General features: G+C 38.0%; 20 protein-coding genes. 16 read left to right on the plus strand and 4 right to left on the minus strand.

Annotated elements, in window-relative coordinates; all coding sequences use genetic code 11:
* Positions 1–19: 19 nt before the first annotated feature.
* The 16 genes from GPW69_RS04585 to GPW69_RS04660 all read left to right on the plus strand — a co-directional run bounded on the left by GPW69_RS04585 (position 20) and on the right by GPW69_RS04660 (position 14,355).
* Complete coding sequence (locus GPW69_RS04585; RefSeq protein WP_024390048.1) at positions 20–358, plus strand: BMC domain-containing protein; 339 nt, start codon at positions 20–22, stop codon at positions 356–358.
* Positions 355–801, plus strand: coding sequence for a EutP/PduV family microcompartment system protein (locus GPW69_RS04590; RefSeq protein WP_044675010.1), 447 nt, complete (start codon positions 355–357; stop codon positions 799–801). Before GPW69_RS04585 ends, GPW69_RS04590 begins: the two co-directional genes overlap by 4 nt.
* Complete coding sequence (locus GPW69_RS04595) at positions 798–1,931, plus strand: 1-propanol dehydrogenase PduQ (protein WP_074391067.1); 1,134 nt, start codon at positions 798–800, stop codon at positions 1,929–1,931. Before GPW69_RS04590 ends, GPW69_RS04595 begins: the two co-directional genes overlap by 4 nt.
* Positions 1,932–1,971: 40 nt before the next feature.
* Complete coding sequence (locus GPW69_RS04600; RefSeq protein WP_052506602.1) at positions 1,972–2,586, plus strand: hypothetical protein; 615 nt, start codon at positions 1,972–1,974, stop codon at positions 2,584–2,586.
* Complete coding sequence (gene eutJ / locus GPW69_RS04605; protein ID WP_044681694.1) at positions 2,564–3,406, plus strand: ethanolamine utilization protein EutJ; 843 nt, start codon at positions 2,564–2,566, stop codon at positions 3,404–3,406. Before GPW69_RS04600 ends, eutJ begins: the two co-directional genes overlap by 23 nt.
* 8 nt (positions 3,407–3,414) lie before the next feature.
* Positions 3,415–3,714, plus strand: a complete 300-nt coding sequence (locus GPW69_RS04610; RefSeq protein ID WP_029171723.1) for a EutN/CcmL family microcompartment protein — start codon at positions 3,415–3,417, stop codon at positions 3,712–3,714.
* Positions 3,715–3,726: 12 nt separating this feature from the next.
* A complete protein-coding gene (locus GPW69_RS04615) occupies positions 3,727–4,359 on the plus strand; it encodes a cupin domain-containing protein (protein WP_044681692.1) in 633 nt (210 codons plus the stop codon).
* Positions 4,360–4,377: 18 nt separating this feature from the next.
* On the plus strand, positions 4,378–5,004 hold the full coding sequence (locus GPW69_RS10795; protein WP_044681689.1) for a BMC domain-containing protein: 627 nt from the start codon (positions 4,378–4,380) through the stop codon (positions 5,002–5,004).
* Between the two features lie 20 nt (positions 5,005–5,024).
* A complete protein-coding gene (locus GPW69_RS04625) occupies positions 5,025–6,671 on the plus strand; it encodes an acetaldehyde dehydrogenase (acetylating) (protein ID WP_044681688.1) in 1,647 nt (548 codons plus the stop codon).
* Between the two features lie 11 nt (positions 6,672–6,682).
* The gene (gene pduL / locus GPW69_RS04630) at positions 6,683–7,375 is read left to right on the plus strand and encodes a phosphate propanoyltransferase (protein WP_074391066.1); all 693 of its coding nucleotides are present in this window, start codon (positions 6,683–6,685) and stop codon (positions 7,373–7,375) included.
* A 14-nt stretch (positions 7,376–7,389) separates the two neighbouring features.
* Positions 7,390–7,662, plus strand: a complete 273-nt coding sequence (eutM, locus tag GPW69_RS04635; RefSeq protein WP_024402162.1) for an ethanolamine utilization microcompartment protein EutM — start codon at positions 7,390–7,392, stop codon at positions 7,660–7,662.
* Positions 7,663–7,696: 34 nt separating this feature from the next.
* Positions 7,697–7,969, plus strand: coding sequence for an ethanolamine utilization microcompartment protein EutM (gene eutM / locus GPW69_RS04640; protein WP_029171727.1), 273 nt, complete (start codon positions 7,697–7,699; stop codon positions 7,967–7,969).
* Positions 7,970–8,003: 34 nt separating this feature from the next.
* Positions 8,004–8,282: an ethanolamine utilization microcompartment protein EutM gene (eutM, locus tag GPW69_RS04645; RefSeq protein WP_024400635.1), complete on the plus strand. Its 279-nt coding sequence runs from the start codon at positions 8,004–8,006 to the stop codon at positions 8,280–8,282.
* An 82-nt stretch (positions 8,283–8,364) separates the two neighbouring features.
* Positions 8,365–11,994: a pyruvate:ferredoxin (flavodoxin) oxidoreductase gene (nifJ, locus tag GPW69_RS04650; protein ID WP_044681682.1), complete on the plus strand. Its 3,630-nt coding sequence runs from the start codon at positions 8,365–8,367 to the stop codon at positions 11,992–11,994.
* Positions 11,995–12,574: 580 nt separating this feature from the next.
* The gene (locus GPW69_RS04655) at positions 12,575–13,384 is read left to right on the plus strand and encodes a transporter substrate-binding domain-containing protein (protein WP_074391106.1); all 810 of its coding nucleotides are present in this window, start codon (positions 12,575–12,577) and stop codon (positions 13,382–13,384) included.
* A gap of 170 nt (positions 13,385–13,554) precedes the next feature.
* Entirely contained in the window at positions 13,555–14,355 is an 801-nt protein-coding gene (locus GPW69_RS04660) for a transporter substrate-binding domain-containing protein (protein ID WP_014637883.1), read from the plus strand.
* 126 nt (positions 14,356–14,481) lie between these two features.
* On the opposite strand, the gene glgB is transcribed toward GPW69_RS04660, so the two are convergent.
* The 4 genes from glgB to GPW69_RS04680 all read right to left on the minus strand — a co-directional run bounded on the left by glgB (position 14,482) and on the right by GPW69_RS04680 (position 20,102).
* Positions 14,482–16,320, minus strand: a complete 1,839-nt coding sequence (gene glgB / locus GPW69_RS04665; protein WP_024407162.1) for a 1,4-alpha-glucan branching protein GlgB — start codon at positions 16,318–16,320, stop codon at positions 14,482–14,484.
* A 72-nt stretch (positions 16,321–16,392) separates the two neighbouring features.
* Positions 16,393–17,838, minus strand: coding sequence for a glycogen synthase GlgA (gene glgA / locus GPW69_RS04670; protein ID WP_044681675.1), 1,446 nt, complete (start codon positions 17,836–17,838; stop codon positions 16,393–16,395).
* An 8-nt stretch (positions 17,839–17,846) separates the two neighbouring features.
* On the minus strand, positions 17,847–18,962 hold the full coding sequence (glgD, locus tag GPW69_RS04675; protein ID WP_011922501.1) for a glucose-1-phosphate adenylyltransferase subunit GlgD: 1,116 nt from the start codon (positions 18,960–18,962) through the stop codon (positions 17,847–17,849).
* A 12-nt stretch (positions 18,963–18,974) separates the two neighbouring features.
* Positions 18,975–20,102 (minus strand): glucose-1-phosphate adenylyltransferase, encoded by a 1,128-nt coding sequence (locus tag GPW69_RS04680; RefSeq protein WP_024418256.1) that lies wholly within the window; start codon positions 20,100–20,102, stop codon positions 18,975–18,977.
* Positions 20,103–20,161 lie beyond the last annotated feature (59 nt).

Below are 20,161 nucleotides of genomic sequence, written 5' to 3' on the forward strand. Positions count from 1 at the left end.
TTAGTGAGGTGGTGGTCCTATGGAGAAAATGGAACGTATTATTCAGGAGTCGGTTCCAGGGAAACAAATAACCTTAGCTCATATTATTGCGGCACCTATTCAGGCTGTTTATGATAGCCTTGGCGTTGAAGATAGAGGTGCTATTGGAATTTTAGCAATTACTCCTTATGAGACTGCAATAATTGCCGCTGACTTATCTGGTAAATCGGCTGATGTAGATATTTGTTTTGTAGATAGATTTACGGGCTCAGTCATGTTTAGCGGGGATGTACAAAGTGTAGAAACAGCTTTGCAACGGATTCTTGACTATTTTAAAGAAAATTTGGGATTCTCGATTGTTCCATTAACAAAATCATGAAAAAAAGAATATTGGTTGTTGGGCCGGAGGATAGTGGTAAACGAGAAGTAATTCAATTTCTTGAAGGAAGATGTGACATCAAACTAATAGAATCGATTGTATATGGTTCTAGAACTATTTATGTTCCCGATAGTTATCTGAGAAGTCCGGGAATGAAAAAACATATTATTGCAACGCAACAAAATGCCGATTGTATCGTTATGCTTTTACCATCTGATCGTAATTATAGAGTTTATTCGCCAAATTTTGCTCAAGTTTTTAGAATTCCTAGTCTTGGTGTAATTGTTCACCATTCTGAACAATCGGAGAAGAATACAACGGATTGTTTATTAGAATTGAGAGAAACAGGTGTGAATGAATTAATTGAATTAGATTTAGAAAATAATGATACATATGTTGCATTACTTGAAAAGATTAAAAAATTAAAAGAAGGTAATCAATGAAAATACAAGAATTTCATGTAGGTCCTCGTTTCATTTTTGGAAAAGGAGCTATAACAAAAATTTCAGAATTACCAATTCAAAAAGCCTACATCATTTGTGATCCTTTTATGGAACAAAGTCAAATGGTCGGAAAGGTTACAGAAGTTTTGAGGAATTCAGGAGCTACCTTTAAGATTTTCTCAAAAGTAGTTCCGGATCCGACAGTCCAAGTTGTTTCTGAAAGTATTGCTGAAATTCGAGATTATAAGCCAGACACAGTTATTGCTCTAGGCGGGGGGTCAGCAATGGATACAGCTAAAGCAGTGATTCGTGTATATTCTGAAACAGAAAAAACTGAAAGTCCCTACTTAATTGCAATTCCGACTACAAGTGGATCAGGAAGTGAAAATACAGCTTTTGCTGTCATTTCCGATCCAGCATATAACGAGAAAATTGCCCTGGTAGATGATTCAATGGTTCCAAATCTCGCAATTTTAGACACAACGTTTACCAAGACTGTTCCTCCATCAGTAACAGCAGATGCTGGAATGGATGTATTGACTCATTGTATAGAAGCCTATGTCTCTAATAAAGCAAGTGATTTCTCTGATGCGTGTGCTGAGAAAGGTATTCGGTTAACTTGGAAATATTTGTTAGAGGCATATAAAAATGGAGATAATATACTCGCTCGTGAAAAAATGCATAATGCTTCGTCAATTGCGGGTATTGCATTTAATAATGCTGGTTTAGGTATCTGCCACAGCCTATCCCATGCGATAGGAGCATTTTTCCATGTACCACATGGTAGGATTAATGCCTATTTGTTACCGTATGTAATTTCATATAACGCTTCCTTGGAAGCCCACGGAGAGACGGACGTGACAAGACGATATGCTGAAATTGCAGAAATAATAGGACTTGCAAAAATTACTCCTACCCAGTCAGTTGTAGCACTTATAAGTGCAATTAAACAATTATCTGAAAAAATGTCTATTCCTGCAAGAATTGAAGACCTGGGCATTAATCGGGCAGAATTTGAAAGTATGATTCCGAAAATGGCACAAAGAGTCATGGAAGATGCGTGCACACCAACAAATCCAAGAACGGTGACACTAGGACAAATTGAGAAACTTTATCGGTCGCTGCGTTAAGTGACTTTTGGAAAAATTTATTGGATGGAAGGAGGATGTTATGAAATATTTAACAGAAGATGATTTACGTCTTATTTATCGTGACAATCCTTTTGAAACCTTCACTATTCAAAATCAGACAAGATTGACCCCAGGTGCTAAGACTTTCCTCATGGATCGTAAAGTGAAGATTATTGATGAAGGGGAAAAAAAATCTAACAGACAAACCTCGACAATCAATGGTTCCAAAGTGAATGATGTCAGCTTAAGCGAATCTAATGACTGGTTGTTACTTCGAAGTGAGCTATTACAAGTAGCCTTTGAAGTAATGAATTTGGACTTTTCAATTTCTGAAGAACTTTGTGCTTTGGAACAATCTATGTCCAGTAAATCATCCACGAAACCGATTCAATTCAGATGGAAAGATCAACAGAAAATGAATAAGTCAGATATGGTTGAGTATCTGAGTAGAGTAAGGTTTCTGTTAAAGACTAGAAAAGGAAAGATTGCATCCTATCTATTTCCGCTTTATTTCAAGTTTCAAGCCTTCTCGGAAAAATTTGGTGAAAAGCCACCTATAGTATTGCAAGACGCCGTTAATTATTTAGCCGGTATCATTATAGATTGTATTAATAGATGTGAGGAGGTGGGTGATGATCTCAAAAAAATTACCTAAAACATGTGATCAGTATGTAGAGGATTTTGAAAATGCTGAGAAAAGACCTATCGTCAAGAGTAGTAGAGTCTATTATACAGGAATTGATTTAGGTACGGCCTATATCGTCTTAGTTGTCCTTGATGAGAATAGAAATATCGTAGCTGGGGCTCATCGTAGCGCAAATGTTATCAAAGATGGGATGATAGTCGACTATATCGGAGCTATTCAAATTGTCAGAGAGTTAAAGGATACTCTGGAAAAACAATTGCAAACGGAACTGGTTTATGCATCGGCTGCGTTGCCTCCTGGAACAGGTGTTTTGGATGGTGGAGTCATTAAAAATGTTGTTCAAGGAGCAGGCTTTGAACTAACGGCTTTGTTAGATGAACCAACGGCTGCAAATACAATAGTTGGTCTTGAAAATGGGGCCATTGTAGATATCGGAGGAGGAACAACAGGTATATCCATCTTAAAAGATGGAGAAGTTGTGAAAACTGTTGACGAGGCCACTGGTGGAACACACTTTACATTGGTAATATCTGGGGCATATCAATTGTCGTTTGAAGAAGCAGATGATTATAAACGTAATAACGCTAATCATGGAGAGCTCCTCAGCGTATTAAAACCAGTTGTTGAGAAAGTTGCCAGTATAATAAATAACCATATTAAAGGATATGATGTCAATATTATTTATTTAGTTGGTGGTACTAGTTGTTTAACAGGAATTGAAACAATTATTGAAAAAGAAACAGGAATTCGAACGGTTAAACCTCGAAATCCTATGTTTGTTACCCCAATTGGAATTGCAATGAATTGTAGTGAAAATATTATATATTAGGAGGCAAGATGTTAGTTGCAGAATTAGTAGATACTATTTGGGCTACTAGAAAATCAGATGCCTTAAGCGGTGTAAAATTTTTGCTAGCAAAGGTAGTTGGTGGTAGCCGTGCAGGCGAGATTATGGTTGTTGTTGATATGATTGGTGCTGGTATAGGTGATAGGGTTATTGTTGCGACAGGCTCTGCAGCTCGTCGCATGATGGAAAATGATCAGATGCCAGTTGATGCTGCAGTTATAGGAATTGTTGACGAGAATTACAATCAAATTAAACAGCAGAGTGGCGAAATGAATCGATTTTTGGAATAGAAAGGAGAAACAATGTCAAAATTAATTGTTGCAAAGGATATCTTAGCCTGTGAAGAAGCTGGCCAGAAAATTTGTTATATTGAAAAAGGTACAATTATAACACCGGCTGCACAGGATGAAGCTAAGAAATACAATATATCATTCGAGTATTGTAATGAATGCGAAAAGATGACATCAGGCATAAACGAACAACGAGTTAGCACCGATGAAATCCTACATATTTTAAAGAATATTTTGATGAATGCAGGTGATCAGTCTGAAAAAGAAGTAAAACCGTATCGCTTTGTCTCACATACAAATGGGATGAGGATTGTTCGTGGATCAACTGTTCGCATGGATGACTTTGATACTGGCACACCAAATACCAAGGTCGGTTTTCAAGAACTTGTTGGTCAAAACGAGTCCAAGATGAGTGCAGGATTTCTGACAATTGAGAATTCTAAATTTGCTTGGAAACTGCCTTATGAAGAAATAGATTATGTTATTTCGGGAACTGTGACCATTGAAATTGATGGACAGACATTTGTAGCACGTGAAGGTGACGTAATATTTGTACCATCAGGTTCTGATGTAATATGGGGATCACCTGATAATGCGAAATTATTTTATACTACTTATCCATCGAACTGGGCAGATTTAATGTAGTTCAGGAGGTAAAAAATAATGAAGGCATTAGGTTTGATAGAAACATATGGATTTATCGGAGCCATTGAAGCAGCAGATGTTATGCTAAAAGTTGCAAATATTTCGCTACTGAAATTAGAAAAAGTTCGTGGCGGTTTGGTTACAATTACTGTGGAAGGTGATGTTGGCGCTGTAAAAACAGCTGTGGAAGCTGGAGCAAGTGCTGTTCAGCACTTGGGAGTGAAATTGCTGTATGGTTCACATGTCATTCCTAGGCCAGATGCCCAACTAGTACCTTTTGTAAAAAAGAAAAACGAGTCGATTGCAGCTCTTCAAGATGACCTCCTTTCTGCCAACAATTCAACAGAAGAACGTAAAGAAATTTCGGAACACATAGAACCAGCAGATAGAATAGTTGACACTGAGGTGACAGTTAGCATTGGGACAGACGAAAAAAATGCGGAAACCATTGAAGAAAAGGCAGTGATGTCAGTAGAAGAATACAAAAGACAATTGGAAAAAAAGAAGGCGGCAGAACTTCGTGCGTTGATTGTCAATAATAATATTTATGTTACAGAAGAAGAATTATCCAAAATGATAAGAAGAAAGATGATTGAATTATTGGTAGATAAGCACTCTCGTCAGCTGAAAAATGATAAAGAATAATTTTAGGAGGTGCCTGAAACATGAAAACACTGGATGTAGATCTTTGCTCTATACAAGAAGCGCGTGATCTTGTGAGAAATGGTAAAGAAGCTGCTAATCAAATTGCATATTTTTCGGATGAACAAATTGATGCTATTTTAAAAAATATTGTGAAGGCAGTTGAAACCAATGCTTATTATTTGGCAGATTTAGCCGTAGAGGAGACAGGGTTTGGTAAATTAGAAGATAAAGCTTTTAAAAATTATGCAGCCTCTACTTTGTTGTATGATGAAATAAAGGAATATCAAACCACAGGCATTCTTCAGTTTGATGAGAAAAATAAAATTTTCAAAGTAGCAGAACCAATGGGATTAATATTAGGAATTACTCCTTCAACTAACCCAACTTCTACGATAATCTATAAGTCCATGATTTCAATAAAGGCTCGAAACGCTATTGTATTTGCTCCTCATCCTTCTGCAAAACGTTGTAGTGTGGCGGCAGCCGAGTTAGTGAGAAAAGCTGCGGTTGAAGCTGGAGCACCGGAATCAATAGTAGGGTGCGTTATGAATCCAACAATGGAGTCAACCAATGAATTGATGCATTCAAAAGATATTGCGCTTATTATTGCAACAGGTGGACCAGGAATTGTAAAAGCTGCCTATAGTAGTGGTAAACCCGCAATTGGTGTCGGAGCTGGTAACTCTCCCACCTATATTGAAAAAACAGCAGATGTAAAAAAAGCTATTTCAAATATAGTAGCATCTAAAACTTTTGATAATGGTACTATTTGTGCTTCAGAGCAAGCTATTATTTGTGAAGAAGCCAACAAAGACTTAGTACTTCAAGAATTGAAAGCACAAGGTTGTTATTTAATGACGAAAGAAGAAACTGATAAGGTTTGTCAAATACTTTTCAGAGGAAATTCACATAGTTGCAATCCAGCGATGAATCCTAAATTTGTAGGTCAGCCAGCGATTAAAATAGCGGAAGCAGCAGGTATTTCTGTCCCATCTGATACAAATATTTTAGTAGGTCCACAAGTTGGTGTAGGTCAAGGAAACCCACTATCATTTGAAAAATTGACTACAGTATTAGGTTTTTATGTGGTGAAAGATTGGGAGGAAGCTTGTGCGCTTAGTATTAAGCTATTACAAAATGGTATTGGTCATACTATGAGCTTACATACAGGTGATCCAGATATGATTTTCCGCTTTTCAAGTAAGCCTGCTTCTCGTATTCTAATTAACACAGGTGGTAGCCAAGGAGGAACAGGTATTTCAACGGGCTTACCAATTGCCTTTACTCTTGGTTGTGGTACAGATGGTGGTAGCTCAGTTTCAGACAATCTAACTCCTGAGCATTTGATTAATATCAAGACCGTAGCATACGGTGTAAGAGACGTCACACAAATTGTCGCGAATGACCATCGCTTTCAAGCGCTTCCAAAACAGACAACTTTATCAAAGTCAGAGGCAACAGTTGATGCAGTATGTTCGGCTAGTGTTCATTGTACACCGACAATCGAACCTGTTAAGGATACATTGAATCAAACGCCACAAGATATTCAAGCTGCTTTTGAAAGACGTCAAGAAACTTTAGCGGATGAATCCATAGTCGAAATTAACGAAAATATTGACAATGAAGCAATAGTTAGAGAAATTCTCTCTGCATTGAAAAAGAGATAGGGGGGAAGACAGTGAGTGAAGATTTAGAGAGCCTCTTTTATAAAGTGATTGATTACTTAGATGGCAAAGAGTCTGATTGTAGAAAATCAACTCCAAACGTAGAAGAAAATTCAAAAAAAGCAGACGTTTTTGGTAGAAATGTCATTCCGTTGGGCGTGTCAAATCGCCACATTCACTTATCTCAGGAACATGCAGTTGCATTATTTGGTCAAGAGTATGTGTTTCATAAATTGAAAGATTTATCGCAAAAGGGTCAATGTGCTTATCAAGAATGTGTAACACTTGTGGGTCCGAAGGGAATCATTGAAAAAGTTAGGATATTAGGTCCTTGCCGAAGTGATACGCAAATTGAATTATTAAAAAGCGATTGTTTCAAGTTAGGAATTAACGCACCGTTGCGCTTATCAGGGGATATTGTAGATACTCCTGGCTGTATCGTAATTGGTCCAAAAGGGGCTGTTCAAATTGAGCGAGGTTGTATTGTGGCTAAGCGTCATATCCATATGAACCCGAGTGATGCAAAACATTTCGGAGTTGAAGATGGGCAAGTAGTCTCATTGGAGCTTCCTGGTGAACGTGGTGGTATTCTTAATCAAGTTGTGGTACGAGTTAGTGATAGCTTCACATTAGAGTGTCATTTAGATACAGAAGAAGCAAATGCACTCGGTGTTACAGGAAATAATAAATTACGTCTTATTAAATAAAGGAGGGATATAAAATGGTATCAGAAGCATTGGGTATGATTGAAACAAAAGGATTGATTGGATCTATTGAAGCAGCAGACGCAATGGTAAAAGCAGCCAACGTTACTTTGATAGGAAAAGAACACGTTGGAGGAGGTTTGGTTACTGTTTTAGTACGCGGTGATGTGGGAGCTGTTAAGGCAGCAACTGATGCTGGAGCAGCTGCAGCACAGCGAGTAGGAGAACTTGTATCTGTTCATGTCATTCCACGTCCGCATGCAGAAGTGGAAACTATTTTACCCCATTAGAATAATTAATTAAATTTTTAAAAGGAGCACGACAATGGCATCAGAAGCATTAGGTATGATTGAAACAAAGGGATTGATTGGGTCTATTGAAGCAGCAGACGCAATGGTAAAAGCAGCCAACGTTACTTTGATAGGAAAAGAACACGTTGGAGGAGGTTTGGTTACTGTTTTAGTACGCGGCGATGTAGGAGCTGTTAAGGCAGCAACTGATGCTGGAGCAGCTGCCGCACAACGAGTAGGAGAACTTGTATCTGTTCATGTCATTCCACGTCCGCATGCAGAAGTGGAAACTATTTTACCCCATTAGAATAATTAATTAAATTTTTAAAAGGAGCACGACAATGGCATCAGAAGCATTAGGTATGATTGAAACAAAAGGATTGATTGGATCTATTGAAGCAGCAGACGCAATGGTAAAAGCAGCCAACGTTACTTTGATAGGAAAAGAGCACGTTGGAGGAGGTTTGGTTACCGTTTTAGTACGCGGTGATGTAGGAGCCGTTAAGGCAGCAACTGATGCTGGAGCAGCTGCAGCACAACGAGTAGGAGAACTTGTATCTGTCCATGTCATTCCGCGTCCGCATACAGAAGTGGAAACCATTCTACCAAAAGGAAATTAAAAATTTAATAGAAAGCTCATCTAGTTTTGGGTGAGCTTTTCTAAGCATGAATTTATCAATATTGAACAAAGGAGAAGTAAGGATGTCCTATCAAGAAATAATGGATGGCAATAAGGCAGCGGCCTACATAGCATATGCATTTAGTGATGTTACAGGTATTTATCCTATTACTCCGAGTTCTACTATGGGAGAATGGATTGATATCTGGCAAGTTAGTGGAAGAAAGAATTTATTTGGTCAAACAGTCAACGTAATTGAAATGCAGTCTGAGGCTGGAGTAGCAGGTTTTGTACATGGTTCACTAAAAACGGGTGCTCTTACATCAACCTTTACATCGTCTCAAGGTTTATTATTGATGTTGCCCAATATGTATAAAATTGCTGGAGAGTTACTACCGACTGTTTTTCATGTTGCAGCAAGATCTGTCACTACAAATGCGTTAAGTATTTTTGGAGACCATAGTGATGTTATGGCTGTGAGACAGTCAGGATTTGCAATGTTGGCTGAAGGGACTGTTCAAGAAGTAATGGACTTATCCATAGTTGCTCATTTGGCAGCCTTAGAAGCTAGTCTACCATTTGTAAATTTTTTTGATGGTTTTTCAACAAGCCATGAAATGCAAAAAATTACAGTTTTAGAATACAATGAGATAAAAAACTTGCTGAATGAAGAGGCTCTGGGAATTTTCCGAAATAGAGGGATGAATCCTAATTCACCAACGGTATCTGGGACTAACCAAGGGCCAGACTTGTTTTTCCAACAAAGAGAAACGGTGAATCGCCACTATCAAATTCTACCGTACGTTGTCAAGAAGTACATGGGAAAAATTAATCAATTACGAGGGACAGATTATGATTTGGTTAGTTATTATGGTCACCCTGAAGCTGAACATATTATTGTTGCAATGGGATCAGTAGCACCGACTATCTGTCAAACAATTGATTATCTAATAGCAAAGGGTAAAAAAGTTGGTTTTGTTCAAATTTATCTTTATCGCCCATTTCCAAAGTCTGAATTTTTAGGAAAAATTCCCAAAACTGTTCAAACTGTAGCGGTATTGGATCGGACCAAGGAATCTGGAGCACTAGGTGAACCTCTTTTTGTAGATGTACAGAGTGCTCTATATCAGGGACAGCGATTTTTGAAAGTTATCGGTGGTAGGTATGGTTTGGGTTCGAAAGAAACGACTCCTGATCAAATTATTGCTGTTTTTGAAGAATTAGAAAAGAAAGAACCTAAAAATCCATTTACGATAGGTATTATTGACGATGTGACTAATTTATCTCTTTCAGTAAATTCTACAAAGGACTTGACCTCGGAAGATACATTTCAAGCAAAAATTTGGGGTTTTGGTGGTGATGGATCAGTTAGTTCTAGCAAATCAATTATTAAAATCATTAGTGAGGAAGTTGATTGTAACGTTCAGGGAACATTTTATTACGATTCCAGAAAACAGAATGGTATCACGACCTCTAATCTTCGTTTTGGAAGTGCCCCAATTCGTTCCTCTTATGCTGTTCAGCAAGCAGATTTTGTCGGAGTTGCAATGCCTGGGTATTTAAGAAAAATTGATTTACTGAAAGGGTTGAAACCCAAAGGCATCTTCTTATTAAATACGACATGGCCCAGCGAAAAATTGAGTAACCTACTTCCTAGTAAAATTAAGCAATATATGGCAGAAAATGATATTCAGTTTTATATAATAAACGCTTATAGATTAACGCAAGAAGTAGGAATACCCGGTAAGGTTGGCATATGTATGCTGGCAGCATTTTTAAAATTAACTAATCTGTTGCCAATGGAGAAGGCTTTTGAGGCCTTGAAAAGGGAAGTCCTCCTCAATTATGAGCAGAAATCAGAAGCGGTAGTAGAAAGTAACATACAGCTTTTACAGGCAACCATTTCTTCTATAGAAAAAATAGAAATACCTAAGGAATGGAAGCACTGTTTTCCGAAAAATATTGCACCATCAGAACGTACCTCTAAATATATTTCTGCTATTCAAGAACCACTCAATCGCCAAGAAGGAAGCAAAATAACTGTTGGAGACTTAATTAATAATGGCATGGTTGCGGGCGATATACCGCTGGGGACTGCTGCTGAAGAAAAAAGAAGTACATCATGGGAGGTGCCACAGTGGCATTCAGAGTACTGTGTACAGTGTAACCAATGCTCATTTGTTTGCCCGCATGCCGCAATTCGTCCTTTTCTACTTGAGGAAGATGAATTAGAAGAGGCGCCAGAAGGTTATATTGTAAGGGACTATAAGGGGAAAGACGGACTAAAATATCGTGTTCAAGTATCAGTTGAAAACTGTACAGGATGTGAGCTTTGTGTTAAGGCTTGCCCAGTGAAAGGCAAGGCTCTAAGTATGGTTGAACTCATCGGGGACAATTCACAGCATTTAAAAGAAGAAGCGATTAACTGGGCATTTTCAATGACTTTGCGAGCTAAAGAAAATCCTGCTAAAATTGGTACTGTAGAATATACACAATTTGAGAAACCTCTTTTAGAATTTTCAGGTGCTTGTTCGGGATGTGGGGAGACTCCATATATAAAATTATTGACACAGCTATTTGGCAGTAGAATGATGATTGCTAATGCTACAGGGTGTTCATCAATATGGGGAGGAATGGTAGCAGCAACTCCATTTACAACCAATGAGTTAGGGCAAGGTCCTGCTTGGAGCAATTCATTGTTGGAGGACAATGCAGAGTTTGGTTATGGTATGTTAATTGCCAACCAAACAAGAAGAAGCGCTCTAATTGAAATAATGCAGAGAGGTAAAACTGAAGCAAGTCCTTTGTTATGTAACTTGATTGATGATTGGATTAAGAATATTAATAATAGCAATGGTACGATTGCACGTAGTGCAAAATTGCTTAATTTATTAGAGTGTGAGCTTGATGAGTCAAAACCATTATTACGACGAGTATATGAACAGCGAGATTTATTTGTAAAACCATCACAATGGATTATTGGTGGTGATGGTTGGGCTTACGATATTGGTTATGGTGGATTAGATCATGTTCTTGCAAGTGGTGCAGATATTAATATTTTGGTTCTGGATAACGAAGTTTACTCAAATACAGGTGGGCATATTTCAAAAAGTACACCAACTGCAGCGATTGCTAAATTTTCAGCTTCTGGAAATAAAGGTGCAAAGAAAGATTTGGGGATGATGGCTATGACATATGGCAATGTCTATGTCGCCCAAGTAGCAAGTGGTGCCAATCCGGTTCAAGTTATCAAAGCTTTTGAAGAGGCAGAACGATACCCTGGTCCATCTATTGTAATTGCCTATGTTCCTTGTATTGCTCATCGATTAGTTGGAGGAATGAAGGAGACACTGCAAGAAGCAAGAGAGGCTGTGGAATCTGGATACTGGTCATTATATCGGTATAATCCATTGCTAGATATTGAAGGGAAAAATCCAATGATTTTGGATTATAAGCGACCAAATTTTGATAAAATGACATCATTTATGATGAAACAAGAACGCTTTGCTTTATTACAGAGAGTGAATCCTATTGAAGCTAATAAATTGTTTGAAAAAACCGTGAATCAAGCAAAGCGACGTTTTACAACTTACGCAAGTATGTCTGGAGATTTTGAACAATACATAAAAAGACAAAGAAAAAATAAAGTACAGAAACAGGAATTACCGACGACATCGTCATTGGAATCAATTATTAACGATCTATATTTCTAATTAATTATAACTATAGACTATCAGACAACTCTTCTGATAGAGTCCAAAGATAAGACTCACTTTTTCTGTTTTTAGACTTATTGATTCTTGTATTCAATTATTAGTATTATCAAGGTTAGTTTTTATTAATAACAGACTACTCATTACAATAAAACTATAAATAAAAGACAAGAATATTCCCGTTAATGTCCTTGTCTTTTATTTATAGTTAATTATAAACGATATTAATATCCCTTTAGAGCCGATTGAATATTTTATGTATATCACGCACTGTCAAGAAATATGTCTGTTAAAGCATAACTTTTTATTCGATTGCATTTGATTTTAGTATGTAGTTACATGTTAGCTAGGGGATTGTAAAACATGATGAAGTGAAAATATTTATTAAATTTTATATAAGACAAAAACATTTGAATAAAAATACAATAAATAAGTTGACAAATGTATAAAAATGACATAAAATGTTTTTATCTTTCAAAAAAGGAGAAAAAATATGCATTTCACTACAATGAAAGTCCGATGTTTTATATAAAAAAACGGTATAAGTATGCACAGGATTATTTTAAAGGAGAATATGATGATGAAAAAATATATTATGACAGGCTTGGTTTTACTGGCAACGATGACCCTAAGCGCTTGTAGTGGAAATGCTACTCAAGAAGATACTTCTTTGAAGGATGTTCAGGAAAAGGGAAAACTAATTGTTGCATTAAATCCAGAATTTCCACCATTTGAGTTTAGAACACTGGTTGATGGCAAAGATACAATCGTTGGAGCTGATATTGAGCTTGCAAAAGCCATTGGTCAAGAATTGGGTGTAGAAGTCGAATTTTCAGCGATGAGTTTTGATAATGTTTTGAACAATGTCCAGTCAGGGCAATCGGATATTGCCATTTCAGGAATTTCAGCCACTGAAGAGCGTGCAAAAGTGTATGATTTTTCTATTCCTTACTACACCTCAACCAATAAAGTTATTATAAATAAAGAGGATCTTGCACAATATACATCGCTTGATTCTCTAGCTGAGGCAAATATTGGAGCACAAAAGGGTTCTATTCAAGAACAAATCGTTAAAGAACAGCTTCCGTCTTCCACGGTTATTGCTCTGGCTTCGAACGGAGAGCTGATTAATCAATTAAAATCACAGAAGGTAGAAGCAGTTATTTTTGAAGAGCCGATTGCGAAAGCCTATGTTGACAAAAATGATGATTTGGTTATTTTAGATACTGAGATAAAAAGTAGCTATTCAGATGCCTATGCTATTGCCTTGCCAAAAGGCAGTACAGCTTTAAAGGAAAAAGTTGACTCTGTCATTACAAAACTAGTAGAATCTGGACAGATGGATCAATTTGTTCAAGAAGCCTATGAATTATCCATTGCTAACAATTAAATTTTATACAATTAAAGTGAATAAAAATAATATTTTCTTGACAAATGTATAAAAATGAATTAAAATGAGAATACATTCTGAAAAAATGCAAGAAAATACAATGAAAATCAAAAAGCTTGTGTTTTTAGAATAAGTATTTTATTAAAATAAAGAGAAGGTATTTAGGAAATATGAAAAAAATCTTGGCATTAGCAGCAACAGTTTTAGCAGGACTGACATTGGCAGCTTGTTCTTCGACGTCATCACAATCTGCATTGGATAAAATTAAAGAAAAAGGTACATTGGTAGTGGCAACTAGTCCAGACTATGCTCCATTCGAGTTTCAGGCACTAGTTGATGGAAAGAATGAAGTTGTTGGTGCAGATATTATGTTGGCTCAAAAAATAGCCGACGAACTTGGGGTCAAGCTTGAAGTTTCAGCAATGAGTTTTGACAATGTATTGTCTAGCGTTCAAAATGGCAAAGCTGATATTGCAATTGCTGGTCTATCTTATTCGGAAGAGCGTGCAAAAGTTTTTGATTTCTCTGAAAGTTACTATCAAATTTCTGATGTCTTACTTATCAAAAAAGATAGCGCCAATTCACTCACTTCAATTGATGCTATGAGTGGGAAGACTCTTGCGGTACAAAAGGGGTCAACACAGGAAGCCTACGCACAAGAAAATATTAGTCAAGCTAACCTAATTTCTTTAACCTTGATGGGTGAAGCTGTAAATGAGCTCAAATCAGGAAAAGTTGATGCTATTTTAATGGATTCTCCAGTTGCTGCTGGTTATGTTTCACAGAATTCGGATTTAGCCGTTGCATCCGTTGAATTTCCAACGATTGATGAAAATTCGAAAGTCATTGCTTTGCCAAAAGGTAGTACAGAACTAAAAACTGCGATAGACAAGGTTATCGCAGAAGTAAAAGCAAGTGGTGAGTTTGATACTTTCCTTGAGAAAGCTGCAACATATACAAGTGTTGAATAAGAGAAAGGAACAATCATCGGAAACGGTGGTTGTTTTTGCATGCAAAAAGAATGGAATAAGTGAGCCACACCCCAAAAGTTAGACAGAAAATTGGGGTCGGTTCAATACTCCATTCTTTATAGATAATTATTTCACACGCTCTAGATAAAAACTGGTCAAACGTGGTACAGTAATTCTAGCTCCATTTTCATCGGGATAGAGGCTAAATGTGTCCATTGGAATAGCATTAGATGAGAAGACAAGTTTATATTCGCTGTCAGCGGGCAAATCCAAGTGTACATCAAATAGTTCTTGATCATTAAAGTTATGAATAGTTAAGATTTCTTGCTCATCGCTAGTGCGAGAAAAAGCATACAGGCTTGCTTCTTCATCTATTTTTACCCAATTAAATCCTTTTTCATAGGCTTGGTAGTCATATTTCCAGAAAGCATCATGTTCTTTGTAGAAAGTAGATAATGTTTTCATCATTTGATAGAAAGAATGGTGGATTGGAAATTGTAGCAGTCCCCAGTCCATTTCTGTATATTCGTGCCATTCACGGATATGCCCCCATTCATTTCCCATGAAGAGTAATTTCTTTCCAGGATGGGCAAAGTAAAAGCTGTAGTAGACTCGAGCCAGATGGAACTTATCTTCGTAGTCGCCATTCATCTTCTCGATAATGGAATGCTTCCCATGAACAACTTCGTCGTGCGAAAGTGGTAGTAAGAATTGCTCGTTTTGGTTATAGTACATACCAAAAGTGATTTCATTTGAGTGATATTTTCGATAAATAGCAGGGCGTTCCACGAATTTTAGTGTATCATTCATCCAGCCCAGATCCCATTTCATATCAAATCCAATACCGCCATCTTCTAGAGGATGTGTGACTTTAGGGAAGCTTGAAGAGTCTTCAGCAATCATCAGGACTCCCTTATAGTCGGTATGGACCATGGCATTGACACGTTTGATAAAGTCAATAGCGGCATGATTTATCTTATCTTCATCTGTTTCACCACGCCAATAGAGAAGATAAGATAGTGCATCAACACGGATGCCATCAAAATGGAAATATTCCAACCAGTATTTTAAATTAGAAAGAAGGAAAGAACGAGTCAGTCCTTTTCCAAGGTCAAAATTAGCAGTCCCCCACTGGTGGTTTTCACGATCTTGTTCGTAGGAGTATTCGTATAGCCAACTACCATCAAATTGGTAGAGCCCATGAGCATCTTTACAGAAATGAAGTGGTACCCAGTCAAGAATCACTCCGATTCCTGCTTGGTGACATTGGTCAACTAAATACTTAAGTTCATCTGGCTTGCCATAGCGACTAGTTGGACTGTAGTAGCCTGTTACCTGATAGCCCCAAGACGCATCGAGAGGATGCTCGGTAATTGGCAATAATTCAATATGTGTGTAGTTATTTTCCCTGATATGTTCGATGAGAAGTGGAGTAATTTCCTTATAACTATTGAAAGCTTCTACTGGAGCTCCTCCTTCATTTTTATTAGCAAATTTTTGCTTCCACGAACCTAAGTGCACCTCGTAGATGGATACTGGCTGTTCTTTAAAATCATAGTTAACACGATTATACATCCAGAGGTCATCTTTGAATTTATAACGCGAATTGTAGGTTGTAGAGGCAGTGTCTGGACGAACTTGGCTGAAAAATGCATAAGGGTCAGCCTTATATATTTCACGCCCATCGTGTGTGATAATCAGATATTTATAATCTTCAAGGGATTTTAATCCGTCTACATAAAGTTGAAACACACCATCAATTTCACGCTCCATAGAGTGACTGCGTTGCCACTCATTAAAGTTGCCAACTAAGAATACTTCTCTGGCATTTGGGGCATAGACACGAAATTGGGTTCCGATAATTTTGTTTCCTTCTTTTATAATATGAGCACCCATTTTTTCGTAAAGAGTGGTATGCTCACCAGCATTCATATAATATAAATCTAGGTCAGTAAATTCTGTCATAGCAATCTCCATTGCCGAAAAGGAGTGGACTAGGGTCCCACTCCGATTCAGTTTATTTTTTCATCTTATTTCCTAACCACTAATTTCACGGTAGAGCCAGATGTATTTCTCTGCCGAAGCTGTCCAACTAAAATCACGCTTCATAGCTTGTTCAACCATGGCATGCCAGTCATCGGGACGATCATAGTAGGTTTGAAGGGCTAAATCATAGACTTGTCGCATATTGTAAGCGTCACGCCCTCCAAAGCTAAAACCAGTTCCTTCTTTGGTAGACATATTGTATGGTGCTACAGTATCAACCAAGCCACCTGTTTCACGCACTAGAGGGAGTGTTCCGTAATGCATTGAAATCAACTGGCTAATGCCGCATGGTTCAAACATAGAAGGCATGAGGAAGAGATCGCTTGCTGCATAAATTTGGTGGGCAAGTGGTTCATTGTAACCACGGTAGAATGCAAATTTATCAGGATAGGCGTGTTTAAAGTGATTAAAGGCATTTTCAATGTCTTCCTCACCATTGCCTAAGATAACAAATTGGACATGGGCTTGAAGAAGATGGCCAAGTACCTCGGTCAAGAGATAGAACCCTTTTTGCCATGTCAAGCGAGAGACGATACCTATCAATAGGACATTCTCATCTTGTGGAAGGGCAAATTGTGCTTGCAGGGCCAGTTTATTAGCCTTTTTACTTTCAATCGTTTCAAGACTATAATTTCTCACAAGGTACTGGTCTGTTTGACTATCCCAACTATCATAGTCGATACCATTGATAATGCCAACCAAGTCATATTTGCGCAACTCTAGTACATGTTGCATGTTTTCGCCGAATTCTTCCGTTAGGATTTCGCGAGCATAAGTTTCAGAAACTGTAGTAACCTTGTCAGCATATAGGATACCAAGCTTCATGAAGCTGATACATTCATCATGAAAACGTGCAATACCATCCAAATAGTAGCTATAGTCCATGCCAAGCGCTGACCAAAGCGCTTGTTTATGGAAAATTCCCTGAAAAGCCAAGTTATGAATAGTGAATACATGCTTGATATTACGGAATTCTTCGCGGTAGCTATAGAAAGTACGGCAAAGGAATGGAAGTGCAGCAGTGTGCCAGTCATGTGTGTGCATGACATCCGGGAAGAAATGAAGTGCTTCCAACAGACGACATGTAGCATGTTGGAAATAGCCAAAACGCATGGCATCATCGTCATATCCATATAGTTCATCGCGTTCAAAGAAATCGCGGTGCTCAATAAAATAGAATGTTACTCCATCAACAACCTGACTGTAAACATTTGCCATAGATTGGATGTCGCCAGCCCGCACATCAAAACTTGATACGTAATCGAAATCAGAGTGATTGTTTACTGCAATTTTTTTGTAGAGTGGTAGAACGACTCGGACATCTAAACCCTGTTTTACCAATTCTTTTGGCAAAGAGCCAATAACATCAGCCAATCCGCCAGTCTTGATGAACGGAAGCCCCTCGGATGCTACAAAGAGAACAGATTTTTTTGTCATGTTAGCTCCTAAATGATTTGGTGTGGTTTCAAGTATGAAGGCGAAGTTTCGCTTCCCTTGATGTCAATTGGGTGAATAATTTTAGTTGCTTTATCGATAATTGCATTTTCAATATTTGCCCCACTTTTGATTGTCACGCCATTGAGAATGATTGAGTTTTTGATAACAACGCCTTCTTCGATGATAACATCGCGGTCAATGACTGAATTTTCGACTTGACCATTGATGTTCGCTCCGTTTGAAATTAGGCTACGTTTGACCTCTGCCAATGGACCATACAAACATGGTGAGCTATCACTTGTTTGGGTATGGATTGGCCAATCATGTTTGAAGAGGAGTTTGCGGGTATCTTGGTCGATCAATTCAATTTGAGTATTGAAGTAGGAAGCAGTCGTATTGATACATGCGACATAATCACGATGTGCATAGCCCATAATCTTATACTGGTCAACTGTATCACGTAAAATATCTTTTAACCAGTAGAGAGATGACACCTTGTTAGCACGTTTAATCAAGTCGATAAATGTAGTCCGTTTCATAATGTAGGCTTCAAGGGAAACGGGACGGTTTTTATATTTACCATGGTTTTCCTCAAAAGCTACGACACGACGGTCTTCACCAAATTTGAGAGTTTGGCAGCCGATGAAATTTTCTTTAGCATCTGAAACGTTTTTATAAAGAACGGTAATATCAGCATCCGTTGCGATATGGTCATCCATGACTTTTGAAAAATCCTGGCTATAGATGAAGTAAGATGGAGCAACTAGCACATAATCTTTTGTAGAATTTTCGATGTAGTGGATATTTTCTGTGAAGGCATTAATATCGTGACGATAGACACTATTTGGGTCTGTTGCGCTATTGAGCAAGCGAAGGGTACCGCGTTTACTGTTGATATTATAGTGTTTTCCTGTACCAACGTGCTGAATTGTTGAACGCATTTCGGCAGGCATGTACACTTGGAATTCTGTAATTCCAGAGTTTGACATATTGGATAGAGCAAAGTCAATTAGGCGATAACGACCTAAGAAACCGAAAGCTTGTACGCCACGGTGCTTCATCACGTCACCAAAATGTACGTTGTTTCCTTCAATATTTACAATTCCGAGAGTATTTCTTAGCATAGCAGTCCTTTCTTACTTGGTTACATTCTTGTCGATCAAGAGGATATGGTCGATATCTCCTGTGAGTTTAACTCCGTCAGCAATTTTAATATTTTCAGCGACGATGACGTAGTCAAGCTCAACACCTTCGCCGATAATAGCACCAGGCAGGACGACAGAATTTTTTACTACGGCATCTTGGTTGACCTGTACATCTGTTGAAATAACAGAATGTTCTACTGTACCATCAATAACTGCTCCTTTATCAATATAGGCAGATTTAACAGTTGCAGTCGCACCAATGACTTGGGCAGGAGATCCCTTATCCTCTGAATAGATTCTCCATGAGCGATCAGAAAGGTCCAAATCTCCAGCGTGATCAATCAAGTCCATATTGGATTCCCAGAGGCTGTTAACGGTACCTACGTCTTTCCAATAACCACGGAATGGATGGGCAATGAGAGTGCGGCCATCTTCTAAGTATTTCGGAATGATGTCATGCCCAAAATCGTGAGATGAAGTGTCCAATTTGTCATCTTCTTGAAGGTACTTTTTCAAGGTCTTCCAAGTGAAGATATAGATACCCATTGATGCCAAATTGCTCTTAGGATTTTCTGGTTTTTCTTCAAATTCTTCAATACGGTAATCTTCGTCCGTATTCATGATACCAAAACGTGAAGCTTCTTTGATTGGAACTTCGATAACCGCAATCGTGGCATCTGCTTTTTTCTGAATATGTGTATCAAGGAGTTTGTCGTAGTTCATCTTATAGATGTGGTCACCAGACAAAATCAATACGTACTCTGGATCGTGAAGATCAATGAAATCAATGTTCTGTGTAATAGCGTCGGCTGTACCTTTGTAAAGTCCGAAACCTTCGATTTTTTCACTCGGTGGCAATACAAAGACACCAGATCCTTGTACATCAAGCCCCCAACGTTGAGACTGAGCAACGTATGAGTTCAAGAGAACAGGCTCATACTGAGTCAAAACTCCGACAATATCAATACCTGAGTTGGCACAGTTACTGAGAGGAAAGTCAATAATGCGGTACTTTCCGCCAAATGCGACCGCTGGTTTGGCGACTTTTTTTGTCAACCCTTCTAGACGTGTTCCACGTCCACCAGCAAGAATCATAGCTAACATTTTATTTTGAGCCATCTAACCACTCCTTAATATATATGATACATGTATTATAGCATAGAGTACAAAAAAATGAA

Source organism: Streptococcus suis, from assembly GCF_902702775.1.
Lineage (GTDB): Bacteria > Bacillota > Bacilli > Lactobacillales > Streptococcaceae > Streptococcus > Streptococcus hashimotonensis.

Excerpts from the sequence above, each read along its gene's own strand:
- GPW69_RS04615 (WP_044681692.1), top strand. The coding sequence starts at position 3,727 with ATGTCAAAATTAATTGTTGCAAAGGATATCTTAGCCTGTGAAGAAGCT.
- eutM (WP_024400635.1), top strand. The coding sequence starts at position 8,004 with ATGGCATCAGAAGCATTAGGTATGATTGAAACAAAAGGATTGATTGGA.
- GPW69_RS04680 (WP_024418256.1), bottom strand. The coding sequence starts at position 20,102 with ATGGCTCAAAATAAAATGTTAGCTATGATTCTTGCTGGTGGACGTGGA.
- nifJ (WP_044681682.1), top strand. The coding sequence starts at position 8,365 with ATGTCCTATCAAGAAATAATGGATGGCAATAAGGCAGCGGCCTACATA.
- GPW69_RS04610 (WP_029171723.1), top strand. The coding sequence starts at position 3,415 with ATGTTAGTTGCAGAATTAGTAGATACTATTTGGGCTACTAGAAAATCA.
- GPW69_RS10795 (WP_044681689.1), top strand. The coding sequence starts at position 4,378 with ATGAAGGCATTAGGTTTGATAGAAACATATGGATTTATCGGAGCCATT.
- eutM (WP_024402162.1), top strand. The coding sequence starts at position 7,390 with ATGGTATCAGAAGCATTGGGTATGATTGAAACAAAAGGATTGATTGGA.
- eutM (WP_029171727.1), top strand. The coding sequence starts at position 7,697 with ATGGCATCAGAAGCATTAGGTATGATTGAAACAAAGGGATTGATTGGG.
- GPW69_RS04590 (WP_044675010.1), top strand. The coding sequence starts at position 355 with ATGAAAAAAAGAATATTGGTTGTTGGGCCGGAGGATAGTGGTAAACGA.
- GPW69_RS04660 (WP_014637883.1), top strand. The coding sequence starts at position 13,555 with ATGAAAAAAATCTTGGCATTAGCAGCAACAGTTTTAGCAGGACTGACA.
- glgB (WP_024407162.1), bottom strand. The coding sequence starts at position 16,320 with ATGACAGAATTTACTGACCTAGATTTATATTATATGAATGCTGGTGAG.
- GPW69_RS04585 (WP_024390048.1), top strand. The coding sequence starts at position 20 with ATGGAGAAAATGGAACGTATTATTCAGGAGTCGGTTCCAGGGAAACAA.
- GPW69_RS04625 (WP_044681688.1), top strand. The coding sequence starts at position 5,025 with ATGAAAACACTGGATGTAGATCTTTGCTCTATACAAGAAGCGCGTGAT.
- glgD (WP_011922501.1), bottom strand. The coding sequence starts at position 18,962 with ATGCTAAGAAATACTCTCGGAATTGTAAATATTGAAGGAAACAACGTA.
- GPW69_RS04655 (WP_074391106.1), top strand. The coding sequence starts at position 12,575 with ATGAAAAAATATATTATGACAGGCTTGGTTTTACTGGCAACGATGACC.
- eutJ (WP_044681694.1), top strand. The coding sequence starts at position 2,564 with ATGATCTCAAAAAAATTACCTAAAACATGTGATCAGTATGTAGAGGAT.
- glgA (WP_044681675.1), bottom strand. The coding sequence starts at position 17,838 with ATGACAAAAAAATCTGTTCTCTTTGTAGCATCCGAGGGGCTTCCGTTC.
- GPW69_RS04600 (WP_052506602.1), top strand. The coding sequence starts at position 1,972 with ATGAAATATTTAACAGAAGATGATTTACGTCTTATTTATCGTGACAAT.
- GPW69_RS04595 (WP_074391067.1), top strand. The coding sequence starts at position 798 with ATGAAAATACAAGAATTTCATGTAGGTCCTCGTTTCATTTTTGGAAAA.